The sequence below is a fragment of the Cohnella hongkongensis genome (assembly GCF_042654645.1).
Classification (GTDB): Bacteria; Bacillota; Bacilli; order Paenibacillales; family Paenibacillaceae; genus Cohnella; species Cohnella hongkongensis.
This window is the reverse complement of record NZ_JBHSEP010000031.1, coordinates 1-12,397: the sequence shown is the minus strand read 5'-3', so window position 1 is coordinate 12,397 and position 12,397 is coordinate 1. Positions and strand designations below refer to the sequence as shown.

Below are 12,397 nucleotides of genomic sequence, written 5' to 3'. Positions count from 1 at the left end.
ATCGGGCCTCCCTCTCCGCGCCTTTCCCGTCTTACCCTTTGACTCCCGTCATGGAGACGCCTTGCACGATATGCTTCTGAAGCAAAATATAAACGATCATCGTCGGGATGGCCGCAATGGCGCTAGCCGCCATAATCGTATTCACATGCAGCACGTTGTTCGCCAGGAAGGTCGGAAGTCCCGTCGCAAGCACCATGTTCTCTTCCGAATTAATGGCGATATAAGGCCAGATGAAATTGTTCCAGGATAGGATGAAGTAAAAAATGCCGATCGAGACCATCGCCGAGCGCGTTAGCGGCATATAGATCGACCACCACAGCCGAAGATCCTTGCAGCCGTCTATTTGCGCAGCCTCCATATAATCCTTCGGCAACCCGTTCATGAATTGCAGAATCAAGATCAGTCCAAGCGGATTCGTCAGGCCGGGCAGAATAATTCCCCATTTGCTATCGAGCAGATCGAGACTCAGAACCGTTTCATATAAGGGGATGAGCATAGCCTCCGTCGGGATCAGCAAACCCGAGGCGCACAGAATGAACCAGAACGCTTTCGTCTTGAACGATTTGCGCGCGAACGCGAATGCGGCAAGCGAGCTGGTCGCCACGGCAATGACCGTAGTCGCCGCGCCGATAACCAAGCTATTGAACGTCCATTTCAAGATTTGGGATTCCGTGAGCACCTTGTCGTAATTTCGTATCGTCCAATCCGAGAAGTCGATCCATTCCTGGATCGTAATCGCGGACACGCCTTCGGGCTTAAAGGACACGACGAACATCCAGGCCAGAGGGAGAACAAATACGACGGCCAACAGGACGGTTAACCCATAGATTGCGGCTCTAGCCACTGTATTTTCCCTCCATTACGATGGTTTCCTGTTCATCAGCGCGTATTGAACGGCGGCGATCAGCAGCATAAAGATGCAGAACAGCGTAGATTGCGCGGCCGCAAGACCGAACATGTCCTTCTTGAAGCCCGTGACGTAGATAGTACGGACGATCGTATTCGTTGCGTCTCCCGGGCCTCCGTTCGTCATGATCTGCACTTGCCCGAACAGCTTTAACCCCGCAATGATCTGGAAAAAGATTTGCACCTTTAAAACGGAGGATAGGCCGGGCAGCGTAATATAGCGGAATTTGCTAACCGCCGACGCTCCGTCGATGTCGGCCGCCTCATACAGATCCGGAGAGATTTCCTGAAGCCCCGCCAGGAACAGCACCATGACGAACCCGACGGTCCACCAGGCGGTCGCGATTACGATCGACCACCATGCCGCGTTCGGGTCGGTCAGCCAATTCACCGAAGATAGCCCCACCGACTCGAGGATCACATTCACCAGCCCGTTCTTCGAGTCGAACATCCGCAGCCAGATGAAGCTGATTACGGACACGGAGAGGACATACGGAAGGAAATAGATGGACCGGAACGTCGTCTTGAACGGAATTTTCCGTTGAATTAACAGAGCTAACGATAACCCCAGCACAATGATGACCGGAACGATTAACAGCACGAAATATAAGCTGTTCCATAAGCTCCTGAAGAAATCGCCGCCGGACAGCAGCTTCGTGTAATTATCGAGGCCAACGTATTTCTGCATGCCCAGAATGCCCCAGGAATGAAAGCTGATCCACACGCCGCGAATAAGCGGCCAAATATAGAAAACAAGCAGCGGGATGATAAAAGGAGACAAATAAGCGAGCGCCGACAATTCCAGCTTGAGATGTCTCTTCCACCGGACGCCGGCTCCTGGTTGAGCGTTCACGTTCATTCTCCTCCAACGGTTGGCGGGCCAACCTTCTGTCTATAAGATGAAGGAGCCGCATCCTTCCTACGCGGCTCCATTCCTTGCGGCCAATCAGTTCTGGACGATCTCGTTGATCTCTTTTTCCATGCCGCTTAATCCCTCTTCGACCGAGATGGTCTTGAAGATAATGCCCTGAAGCGTCTCCTTGACGACCGTGTCGATCGCATTGTACCGGTCGGTCTTAGGCGCGTATTTCACCGTCTTCTGAGACTGGATGAACTCTTCGCGGTAGGGCAGGTTTAAGTACTCCTCGCTCGCCGTAACGGCTTTGCCTGCCGGCACATGGCCCGCCTGCGCCCAAATTTTGCCGCCCTCCATCGTGAAGTACTTCATGAACTTCATAGCCGCCACTTTCTTCTCGTCCGTCACGTAATCCGGGATGACGAGCGTGTGCGAGCCGGACCAATGGGACTCGCTGCCGAAGAACGGAGGAATGGACGTAATGCCCACGTTCAGCCCTGCCTCGCCGAGATGCCAGCCCGCTTCCCATACGCCGCCGAACCACGTCGCGGATTTCCCGCTGTGGAACGTGTCCCAAGGCGTCTTGTCGTTAATGTCGCTGAGCCCTTGGTCGTACAAATCCAGATAGAAGTTCAGCACGCTAATCGCCTTCTCGTTGTTCAGATCCGCCTTGCTAAGGTCTTCCGTCAGGATGCTTCCTCCGGCTTGGTAGTACAAATTGTAGAACGGCTCGTGGAAGTACGGCGTATTAACGCCGAACGGCGTGACGTCCGGCACCTTGTTTTGGATCTCCGTCAGAAACTGCTTGAAGCCCTCCGGGGAGATGTCGCCGAACTTCGGCGTGCCGTCCTCGTTCAGCAATCCCGCCTGACCTAACAAATCCTTGTTGTAATAGAACATATGGAAATGCGTATCGAGCGGAACGGCATAGGGCTTGCCTTCATAGCTGACGCTCTCTACGTTCGCGTCCGTAATCTCGCTGAAGTTGAACTCCGCCTTGGCGGCAAGCTCATCGAGCGGGCTGAGTTGGCCTGCCTTCACGAACGGAGCCAATCGGTCCGCATGGGAGACGGCCACGTCGGGGCCTTTGCCCGAAGCCAGCGCCGTGCCGAACTTGGCGTAATACTCGTTGGACTCCAGTCTTAACGTCTTTACGGCGACTTCCTGCTGCGATTCGTTAAATCCGTTCACGATCTGATCGACGAAATCTCCCTCGCCGCCGCCGAACAGATTCCAGAACGTAATCTCTACCGGCTCGGTCTTCGCGCTGCCGCCGGAGCCGCTGCTTGTCTCCGAAGGCTGGCTCGTATTTGCCGGCTTGCTCGAGTTGCCCGAGCAGCCCGCCAGAATCAGGACGGTTGCCAGCGCGGTCAGCAGAATCGATGTCTTTTTGTTTCTTGCCATTGGCCGTTTCCCCTTTGTCTCATGAAATTCGGAGCGTCGCGCCCACCCTCTCGCCAGATTGTAAGCGTCTACAACCTGCTCCTGAACTCCATTTTAATCCTTGTCGAACCTTGCCAAAACGGAATTAACCGCTCTCTCTGTCGTAAAATACCGCTTAACCGCAAACCGCACGAATCCCCGATCGATCCGTGCGGTGTAGAATTTCATCCTGCCGGTGTCCGATCTACAGATCCTTCAGACGACCCGACTCTCTCCCTGTATTCGCTTGGCGTCATGCCCTCCATCTTCTTGAACAGCTTGGAGAAATATTTGGAGTCCGGGATGCCCACCTTCGAGCAGATCTCGCCGCTCCTCAGATCCGTGCCGCGAAGCAGCGCCTTCGCTCTCTCCAGCCGGACCTTGGTAATGTAGTCGATAACCCCTTGGCCCGTTTCTTTCTTGAACAGGTTGGCTAAATAATTTTTGCTTAAATGGACGTGCTGGCTGAGCACCTGCAGCGACAGCTCCCGGTCGTAGTTCTGCTCGATATAGGCGATGACCTTGGGGATTGCGCCCTGATCGCTGGAGTAGACGCTGCGCACCTTCCGAATCAATTCCTCGTATACCTCGACGAACCACCGCTTCATCTCCTCCAGCGTTTCCAGCCCTTTGATCTGATCGTACAGCTCCTTCTTCCGCTCATATACCCATTCGTGATCGTTCGTTAACTCGGAATACATCGCCGTCAGATTAAGCAAGAGCTCGATGGAGATTAATTGCACCCTCTCGTAATCCAGCCTCGCTTCCGCATCGTCGAAAATATGGATCACGTACCGGCTCATCGCCTCTTTGTCCAGAGAATACAAATATTCGTTAAGCTTCTTGTTCATCATCGGAGCCGGAACGCTTCCCGGTTCGGCTCGCTGCCGGGGCTCCGAATCGATGACGATTCCGCAGCCCAGGAACAGCTTCAGCTTATACCGGTGCTCCGCTTGCGAATACGCGTCGCGAAGCGCCGCGAGCGACGGAAACGGACTGCTGGCCCCGACCGTCACCGATACGCCCCAATCGTCGGATAATCGGGCGATGACGCGCTCGCCGATCCTCGCGGCGGTATCGCTCTCTACGTCCTTGATCAGCACGTTCCATTCCCCCGCGCTTCCCGAGAACTGCTCGCTGACGCAGCCTTCGGAGGCACACGCTTCCCGAATAGCCTCGACGCCTCGCGTATGCAGCAGAGCCCGCTCGCTCTCCGACATCCGCTTGCCGACCTCCTCGATAGAGTCGGCGCCGATATGAAGCAGCGCAAGCCGTCCCTTCCACTCGGACAGGCCCAGGGCTTGCAGTCTCGCTTCCGTCACGTGAGCGGCAGATAAGGTGCCATTCGCAAGCCCCATCAGAAGCGTGTCCGCAGCCCCCGATTCCGCAGAGGACTCGCCCGCTTGCGGCTCGGAGAGACGCCCGCTTCCCGCCCGCTCTTCGTCGAGCGAGGATTTCAGGTTCAACATCACCTGCTCCAGATCCTTCGGCATCATGTCCGATTTGATTAAATAATCGGTCGTCCCCAGCCTCAGAGCTTGCTGCGCGTAATCGAAATCCTCCAGGCAGGTAAGCAGGATCAGCTTCGCCTGCTTGTCCTGGGCTCTCACCCGGCCGATCAATCCCATGCCGTCCATGACCGGCATCTTAATATCGGAGATGACGACGTCGGGAGCCAGCTCCTCGAAGGCGAGCAGCCCCTCCTTGCCGTTGGCCGCTTCCCCGACAACCTGAAAGCCGATGCTCTCCCAATCGATCATCGCCTTGATGCCGTATCGAACCAAATGCTCGTCGTCCACGATCAACACTTTATACACGGCTGCTCTCTCCTTTCATCACGGGAAGCGTAATGACAACGGCGGTTCCCTCGCCGGGGCTGCTGGCGATGTCGAGTCCGTAATCCTCGCCGCAGATCAGCTTGATGCGCTCTTCTACGTTGGAGAGACCGACGCCGAGGAACGAAGCGCCCTTCGGCAATTCGCCGAGGTCATGCTCCCCCGGGCCGTACAGCGCTTGCTCGAAGCCTTGCCCGTTATCCTTGATCTCGAAGAGGAGGCGGCTTCCCTCCTGCCAGCATCGGATCGTAATGACTCCGCCTTCCGTCTGGTCGGCAAATCCATGCAGGACGGCATTCTCCACGATCGGCTGCAGGATCACCTTCGGCGTTCTGTACAGCTTCACTTCGTCGGCGATGTCGTACTGGACATCGATCCGGCCTGCAGCCCGCAAATTTTGAATGCCCATATAGCACTCGACATGTTCGATTTCCTCTTGCACGAGTACCGTGTCGCTTCCTTTTCCAATACTGATATGCAGCAGCCTGGACAATAATCGGGCCATCTCCGCCGCATGGTTCGCTTTCTGGAACAGGGCCGTCCACTTAATCGCATCAAGGGTATTATATAAAAAGTGCGGATTAATCTGTGCCTCCAGCGCTTTGACTTCTGCGATCCTTTTATTGTTCTGCTCCTGATAGACCGCTCTCACCAGCTCCTCGATTCTCTCTACCATATCGTTGAAATGATATTGCAGACTTCCGATCTCGTCCTTACGGTTTTGCCGCTTGATTCGGGTCGACAGATTGCCGATATGGATTTGCTTCATCGCTTTCACCATCGCCTTCAGCGGGCTGGACACGGAGCTGGCCATCGCATACGCGGTAACGATCGAGAACAGGACGCCCGCCATAATCACTATAGCAATCACCTGGATGACCCGATCCGAGTCTTGGTACAAGCTCGAGCGCTCGATGACGTGCACGACCCTCCAATCATTGCTCTGAAGCTGCAAGTAATTGACCATGACTTCCTTCCCTTTATAGTGGGCAACGAAGCTGTCCTCCGTCTCGCCGCTATGCAGGAAGGAGCTTTCGTCCCCCTCGAACCACTGTTCGGCGGAGGTCAGCAGCATCGACTTGTCCGCATGCGACAGTATAGCTCCGTTCCTGTCGATAATGAAGCTTTCCGTGCGCAGCTCGCTTTCGGCGTTTCTCTTCAAGATGTCGCTGAGCATCTCCTCGCGAATGTCCAGTACGACCGCCATGCCGAGCTGACGGCCGTCATGAATGTTGAACACTTGCTTGGATACGGAGAATACCATCTCTTCGTGGCTGTCCGCCGTATCCGAAAAAAAGCCGAGCCGCGTCGGAAACCATACGAAGTCGTTCCCGGCCGACATCGTCCGGTTATAGAAGTCGGCCCGATGCTCCTCCTGATCGTCCCAGCGAAAAATCCCTTTAATGTACATCGAATCCGTCATGAAGGATACCGATTTGAACTCCGGGGAGACCGCTGTATAGTAGGCAAGCTTGGTCGTCAGCGACAGGTTCTCGACAGCGCTTTCATCGCGCTTCTGAATTCTGTGCAGCAACGACATGATCTCCGGACTCGTAATCATCTGCATGACCATATCCTTGTATCCCGATAGCCGGGTGTCCATATTATACACGGTCTGCCTGATGAGCTGCTTGGAGGAGTCGGCGACCTTCTTGTCGATCGCATCCTTACTAATCGAATACGAGACCATTCCCAATATAAAAAGCGGGACCAACGTGATCGCGATAAGAAGCAGCATCCATTTGTACGTAATGCTCGACTTTAGCTGCTGCAAGCCTCTTTTTATGACACCCATCATCTTCATCTCCATACTCGCCTCGGGGGGCGGGCGTGTCGAAATAAAAATAGACCCCGCCGCAAGGCAGGATCCTCGTCCTTCTTTCATGAATCGGCGGGCGGTTTTCCTCTCTCAGCCTCTATATTATACCAGTTCAATCCGGCGGCCGCCCCGCCAAAATCGCTCCCGGCAGCGGGGAAGCGTTCGAAGCCTCTCGCGGCCGTCCTTTTTTGCCCCGGACAAATTCCCGCTTCGAAAATATAGGCATATATGTATCCTATTGATAACGATGGAGGGATACGCGGCTTATGAACAAAGGGCATGAAAAGCATCTGGCTTGGCACGAAACGATGGAAATTCATGAATTGGTGGCCTTTCAATCCAACTGTCTGATGGATCTAAAAATGAATATCGCTCAGGTGAAGGACCCGGCCCTGAAGGCGCTGTACGAAGAAGCGATCGCGGGACTGGAGCATCATCTTAAAGAGCTGGTCCCCTACTTCAAGCTTGCTCCCGTGCATACCCGGGGCGCGCTGCCGAGCGACATGACCGCCTTCTTCGCCGCTCATCTGCTGATTTGCGCCAAAACCTCCGTACGGAATTACGCCATCGCCATCACCGAGACCGCTACCCCTTCCTTGCGCGCAACGCTCCAGAATCAGCTAAACAAAGCGATCGAGCTGCACGGCAAAGCGTTCCGCTATATGTACGAACGCGGCCTGTACCCTTCGTACAACCTCGAGCAGCTGCTGGCGAACGATACGAAGCATGCCCAAATGGCGATCCAAATGTAATGTCCGCCCGTACGCCAACAAGGACCTCAGCACTCACGCAGGTGAGGGATGAGGTCCTCTTGGGCTTACTTTTCGTGCTCCGGGCGTTTGACCTGCAGCGGAGGCGGGATCAACCAGCCCTTATCCTTCAGAAGACGAAGAATTCGTCCGGCAAGGACCACCTTCTCCGTATGATACTTGGCGAACAGCGCGGCGATATCCTCCCGGATGCACATGGCCATGGCCGCGCTGCAGGCGACCAGCCCTCCCGATATGTCGACGCTGAGGGCGGCGGCGATTTCCTGATCCATAAATCGGGCCCCCTCCGGGATGTCCTCCAGCTTAACGGCCGGCTTATCGGCCATGGCGGGCGCCGGAGTGATCCCGTTCGCATTCAGCAGCTGGTCCAATTCCTCGATTTCTTTTTTCGCTTGTTTAATGTAGTCGGAAATAAGCTCCTTCAAGTCGTTGTCTCCGGCATGGTTCAAGAAAACCTGGTAACCCGATGCGGCGCCCTTGGCCGCTTTGGACGATCCCCATACGCTGGATATTTCTCCATAATGCATCGGCTCGTCCTTGGGATTTCCGCTTAATACGCCCATTAACCGTCCTCCTCAGTCCTTTTGTATAGCTGCCATTCGACTGTAGTATGTCTTCGTCGCGTTAAGCTATACCTCTTTTCCCAGAGGCGGACGGCATGGACGGGCAGCAGCCGTACCCGACCGCAAGCGCGGTCGGGTTACCCTTCAAGGCTCTGCCTATGGCGGGCACGCTTCGTCGCGGCCGACAGGCCGGCGCATACGAGCAGCAATCCGGTCGTAACGAAGATCCAATGGATGTTCAGGAACAACCCCAGCGCCCCTCCCAAGAGCGGTCCCAATGCGGAACCGAGCTGGTTGGCGCTGGCCGTCATGCCGAACGATCTGCCCCGGAACTCTTCATCGGTGCCCTTGACGAACATCGTCTGGATCGCCGGCACGATTCCCGCGATCATCAACCCGAACAAAAATTGAACAAAGGCGAACAACCACAGCTGATGGACGAAAAATTGCAGGCTCGCGACCAGACCGCCGCCGAGGAGACAGAGGGCCAGAATCGGGGCGAACCCTCTTCGCTCCCCCGCCCTTCCCCACAGCGGAGAAGCGATAATGCCGGCTATTCCGATCAAGGAGAAGACCAGACCCGATGTGAGCGCGGCATCTTGAACGCTCCCTTGCAGGTTCGCGATATGCAAGGTGAGCAGCGGCTGAATCATATTAAAGGAAACCTGAAAAACGATCAGAAGAAGCAGCAGCTTCTTCAGCATCGGATTGGAAAGAACCACGCGCAAATTATCCCGATAGCTGGACCTTCTGCTCTCTGTCGGCTCAGTCCCTTCCTTCACCCAGATGAGGACCGCCAGCGTAGCTGCCATGATCGTCGCTCCGGACACGATGAACGATTGCCGGAAGCCGAACAGATCGGCCAGCAACCCGCCGAACAACGGCCCGAGAATTCCGCCCGTCATCGTCCCCGCTTGCATCATGCCGAGGCTCCAGCCCATCTTGTGCTTCGGCGCCACCGAGGCCACAATCGCCATCGAGGCGGGGACGAATCCCCCGACGAAGCCGTGCAGCATTCGCACGACGACCAACTGCTCGGGCGTCTGAACGGCGGCGACCAAGGCGTATATTCCGGCCAGACTGAACCCCGCGCGAATCACCATATTTCGTTTGCCGTATCGGTCCGCCAGCGAGCCCCAGAGCGGAGCCATCACTGCTCCCACAAGGAAGGCGGAGGAGTGCACGATCCCCGCCCACAGATTCACCGACGACTCCTTCACGCCCAGATCGAACAGAAACAAGGGCAAGAAAGGAACCGCCATCGTATAGCTGGAGCTGCAGAGCAACACACCGCCCCATAAGATCCACATCGTTCGCTTCCAGGATAGGGTGGCGTTATCTCCGTCGTCCCGCTGCACACCATCCCCCCCTCGTATGCCATGCTTCGGCCTATTTCCTCGTTGCCTTTTATCCCCTTCCAAGCGAACACCTTGTCTTTATTAAACCATACTCGCCGGCCGTCATTCCAGCTTGAGCTTCATTCCGCTACTTCATGCCGTGCTCGTCCGCTTCGCTCCCCTGCGTGCGGAATGCCTCCTTGTCCGCGGGCACCGCCACGATTTACCTCTACGGGTGCAGTTCTTCCAGACGCGTAAGATCGTCTACCCAAACCCACTTCATCTCATAAATCGTATCTACGTCCAGCAGGTCGAAAATCTCTTCAATCTCCTTTTGTTCCTCGGAATGATCTAATGTATAGTCTGTAAAATCGAGGACTTCGGTAAAAGTCTTGCGCGATAGATCGTCAAAAAACAACTTCTTGATGTGCTGGGCCGTTTCGGATGTAAGCTTGATCGCGATCGCATTTTTCTTTTTGGAGTGCTACGATAAAAATGCAGTCGAAAAACACCCTCATATGAAATAAAATGAAAGCTAACGAGGGAGCGAACGACAATGAATCGGTACGACAAAGTATTCAAAGAAGAAGCAGTAAGATTGAGCGATGAGATTGGCCCCAAGAAAGCCGCAGAGCAGTTGGGCATTCCCTACCACACCTTGCAGGAATGGAGAAAGAGAAGAACGCTGCACGGCGACGGCACGCATATCGGGAGCGGACGCGCTTATGCTTCTGCCGACAAGACCGCGCGAGAAATTGAATTAGAAATCGGCGAGTTGCGACGCGCGAATGAAATTCTCAAGGATGCATTAGGGTTTTTCGCAAAAGACCGGAAGCGATAAAGGCATGCCAGCTCTATGCTTACATCCGTGAACGACGGGATCGATGGACCGTCAAGCAGATGTGCGAAGTGCTTGCTGTCAGCGAATCGGGCTATTACCGTAGCTTGAAGCCTACGCCCAAACAGGAGCGGCAGCAACGCCTTCTGGTCAAAATCAAGGACATCATCGGCGAACATGAAGACAACAGTAATTACGGCGTCCAGCGTATCCTGCTGGCGCTGTCACAAATAGAGATTCAGACCAGCTACAGCACCGTCTAAGAAGGCCAAGCGACATCCGAACGGCATTACACGCGAGGATGTTACAGCTCAGAAGAGCGAGAACCTGCTTCGCGGAGACTTCAGGTCTTCAGCACCTAATAAAAAGTGGCTATCGGATATCACCGAAGTCCCATGCTCAGACGGCAAGCTGTATCTATCGGCTGTAATGGATGGTTTCAACGGAGAGATCGTAGGCATTGCCATGGATGACAACATGCGCAAGGAGCTCTGCATCTAAGCTTTTGAGAACGCATGTAAAGCCAGGAACGCTCGCGGAATGAATTATCACAGCGATCGAGGCAGCCAGTTCACGAGCCATGCTTTCCGCGAGAGTCTAGCAAATCGCGACGCCGTTCAAAGCATGAGCGGCACGGGGCGCTGTTATGATAACGTGCGGATGGAAAGCTTCTTTGCAACGCTAAAGAAAGAAAAGCTATACAAGATCCGCACGGAGCATTACCCGATGGCGTATATAAAGTCGGTTATCTTCAGGTACATCATGATTGACTACAACAGGCGGCGGATCTACACCTCTAATCCAGGGGGCTGGCCGCCGGTTATTTATCGCGAAAGAATGCTTTCACGAGCAGCGTAGAAACGGGATTTCTGCATGAGTGTGTTTTCAAACTGCACTTTTATTGACAACTCCATCCTATGCTCACGGCAGAAGTCCCAATAACTATTAGACTGGTGTGACTCTTCCCATTTTCGAGCAAAGTTCCAAACATAAAAAAACAGATACACCCATGGTCATACCTTGATGAAACGCAAACATACAATATTATAAAACGCTCGATTTCAATGAAATTAATTAAGGGGATGGTGAGTATGATTGAATTGGTAGATCGGCTCGAAGATGTTATTGAAAACATAAAGCAATTCAATATTGACTTGGGAAAGTGCGAAACACTTCAAAAACGCCTCTCTAATTTCAGAGTGTGGTACTACATAGAATCAATTAACCACTTTGGCCCAAGTAAATTCATTGGATTTAAGAATATGAATTGTGAAAGATACATTATAGAAACTGCAAAAAAGGTTGTAATAAACGGAAAACGGCAAAATGCAATCAGAGGCATTGAGACAGAAAAAACACTTAATAATCTGTTTAAGAATAAGATCGAATTGATATCCTCTGTAGATCGTCGTTATGAAGAGTTACAAACTAGACTCATTAAGCTATTAAACAAGCATAGAAAGAAATTGAACAGCGGGGCGAAGATCTATATCCTCCCCTCATAGACTTCCCATATTGCTAAGAATGCGGAGGATAGGCCCGCCGTTAGTATAATCAACGATTTGTAGCTCAAGCAAACGGACTCTCAGACAGCCCCAGCGCTGCGCGAAAAAAGTTAAGACCGGACATGTTCGGATTGACGCGATATTGCTCATATTCCTTTCTCCTTACGAGCTATGCAGCACTTCTCCGCTGGGCTGTTGACGGTCGTGAGCCTGCCTCAGCGCCTGCAGCACCAATTCCTTCGTCATTCGGTCGCTCATGTGCCAGCCGACGATCTTGCGGGAGTACAAGTCCATTACACTCGCCAGGTACAGCCAACCTTCCTCCGTCCCGACGTAGGTCATGTCTGTCACCCATTTCTCATTGGGCTTGCTTGCCGTAAATTCCCGGTTCAATACATTTTCTTGCACCGGCAAGTTAGGTTTGGCGTTCGTTGTGGCCTTATACTTTTTGACCGTTCTGGATCGCCACTGCTGCTTGTTCATGATCCTTGTCACCGTTCTCTCGGAGATCACGACGCCTTGCTGGCGGAGCTTACTGGCGATCTT

General features: G+C 53.8%; 14 protein-coding genes. 6 read left to right on the top strand and 8 right to left on the bottom strand.

Annotation, left to right across the window (positions count from 1 at the left end; genetic code table 11):
• Positions 1-31: 31 nt before the first annotated feature.
• The 5 genes from ACFO3S_RS26495 to ACFO3S_RS26475 all read right to left on the bottom strand — a co-directional run bounded on the left by ACFO3S_RS26495 (position 32) and on the right by ACFO3S_RS26475 (position 6,814).
• The gene (locus ACFO3S_RS26495; protein WP_378102398.1) at positions 32-844 is read right to left on the bottom strand and encodes a carbohydrate ABC transporter permease; all 813 of its coding nucleotides are present in this window, start codon (positions 842-844) and stop codon (positions 32-34) included.
• Positions 845-859: 15 nt separating this feature from the next.
• The gene (locus ACFO3S_RS26490) at positions 860-1,759 is read right to left on the bottom strand and encodes a carbohydrate ABC transporter permease (RefSeq protein WP_378102395.1); all 900 of its coding nucleotides are present in this window, start codon (positions 1,757-1,759) and stop codon (positions 860-862) included.
• A 93-nt stretch (positions 1,760-1,852) separates the two neighbouring features.
• Complete coding sequence (locus ACFO3S_RS26485; RefSeq protein WP_378102394.1) at positions 1,853-3,166, bottom strand: ABC transporter substrate-binding protein; 1,314 nt, start codon at positions 3,164-3,166, stop codon at positions 1,853-1,855.
• A gap of 203 nt (positions 3,167-3,369) precedes the next feature.
• Entirely contained in the window at positions 3,370-5,001 is a 1,632-nt protein-coding gene (locus ACFO3S_RS26480; protein WP_378102391.1) for a response regulator, read from the bottom strand.
• Positions 4,994-6,814, bottom strand: coding sequence for a cache domain-containing sensor histidine kinase (locus tag ACFO3S_RS26475; RefSeq protein WP_378102388.1), 1,821 nt, complete (start codon positions 6,812-6,814; stop codon positions 4,994-4,996). Before ACFO3S_RS26475 ends, ACFO3S_RS26480 begins: the two co-directional genes overlap by 8 nt.
• 290 nt (positions 6,815-7,104) lie before the next feature.
• On the opposite strand from ACFO3S_RS26475, the gene ACFO3S_RS26470 reads away from it, so the two are divergent.
• Positions 7,105-7,590 carry a spore coat protein gene (locus ACFO3S_RS26470; RefSeq protein ID WP_378102385.1) on the top strand — a complete coding sequence of 162 codons (486 nt, stop codon included), beginning with the start codon at positions 7,105-7,107 and terminating at the stop codon, positions 7,588-7,590.
• A gap of 65 nt (positions 7,591-7,655) precedes the next feature.
• On the opposite strand, the gene ACFO3S_RS26465 is transcribed toward ACFO3S_RS26470, so the two are convergent.
• Entirely contained in the window at positions 7,656-8,171 is a 516-nt protein-coding gene (locus ACFO3S_RS26465; RefSeq protein WP_378102382.1) for a DUF3231 family protein, read from the bottom strand.
• 137 nt (positions 8,172-8,308) lie between these two features.
• Positions 8,309-9,529: an MFS transporter gene (locus ACFO3S_RS26460; protein ID WP_378102379.1), complete on the bottom strand. Its 1,221-nt coding sequence runs from the start codon at positions 9,527-9,529 to the stop codon at positions 8,309-8,311.
• Between the two features lie 535 nt (positions 9,530-10,064).
• On the opposite strand from ACFO3S_RS26460, the gene ACFO3S_RS26455 reads away from it, so the two are divergent.
• From ACFO3S_RS26455 to ACFO3S_RS26435, 5 genes are all read left to right on the top strand, one after another.
• Positions 10,065-10,349: a transposase gene (locus tag ACFO3S_RS26455; RefSeq protein WP_378102377.1), complete on the top strand. Its 285-nt coding sequence runs from the start codon at positions 10,065-10,067 to the stop codon at positions 10,347-10,349.
• A 68-nt stretch (positions 10,350-10,417) separates the two neighbouring features.
• Positions 10,418-10,609: a hypothetical protein gene (locus ACFO3S_RS26450; RefSeq protein WP_378102374.1), complete on the top strand. Its 192-nt coding sequence runs from the start codon at positions 10,418-10,420 to the stop codon at positions 10,607-10,609.
• A 25-nt stretch (positions 10,610-10,634) separates the two neighbouring features.
• Complete coding sequence (locus ACFO3S_RS26445) at positions 10,635-10,847, top strand: DDE-type integrase/transposase/recombinase (RefSeq protein ID WP_378102524.1); 213 nt, start codon at positions 10,635-10,637, stop codon at positions 10,845-10,847.
• 39 nt (positions 10,848-10,886) lie between these two features.
• A complete protein-coding gene (locus tag ACFO3S_RS26440; protein ID WP_378102372.1) occupies positions 10,887-11,204 on the top strand; it encodes an IS3 family transposase in 318 nt (105 codons plus the stop codon).
• A gap of 233 nt (positions 11,205-11,437) precedes the next feature.
• A complete protein-coding gene (locus ACFO3S_RS26435; RefSeq protein WP_378102369.1) occupies positions 11,438-11,851 on the top strand; it encodes a hypothetical protein in 414 nt (137 codons plus the stop codon).
• A 162-nt stretch (positions 11,852-12,013) separates the two neighbouring features.
• Here ACFO3S_RS26435 and ACFO3S_RS26430 read toward each other — a convergent pair.
• On the bottom strand, positions 12,014-12,397 hold a 384-nt coding region (locus tag ACFO3S_RS26430; protein WP_378102367.1), incomplete at its 5' end, for a DDE-type integrase/transposase/recombinase.

Bases quoted from the DNA above. Each gene is read 5' to 3' on its own strand.
- ACFO3S_RS26485 (WP_378102394.1), bottom strand. From the start codon at position 3,166: ATGGCAAGAAACAAAAAGACATCGATTCTGCTGACCGCGCTGGCAACC.
- ACFO3S_RS26475 (WP_378102388.1), bottom strand. From the start codon at position 6,814: ATGGGTGTCATAAAAAGAGGCTTGCAGCAGCTAAAGTCGAGCATTACG.
- ACFO3S_RS26470 (WP_378102385.1), top strand. From the start codon at position 7,105: ATGAACAAAGGGCATGAAAAGCATCTGGCTTGGCACGAAACGATGGAA.
- ACFO3S_RS26465 (WP_378102382.1), bottom strand. From the start codon at position 8,171: ATGGGCGTATTAAGCGGAAATCCCAAGGACGAGCCGATGCATTATGGA.
- ACFO3S_RS26455 (WP_378102377.1), top strand. From the start codon at position 10,065: ATGAATCGGTACGACAAAGTATTCAAAGAAGAAGCAGTAAGATTGAGC.
- ACFO3S_RS26440 (WP_378102372.1), top strand. From the start codon at position 10,887: ATGAATTATCACAGCGATCGAGGCAGCCAGTTCACGAGCCATGCTTTC.
- ACFO3S_RS26435 (WP_378102369.1), top strand. From the start codon at position 11,438: ATGATTGAATTGGTAGATCGGCTCGAAGATGTTATTGAAAACATAAAG.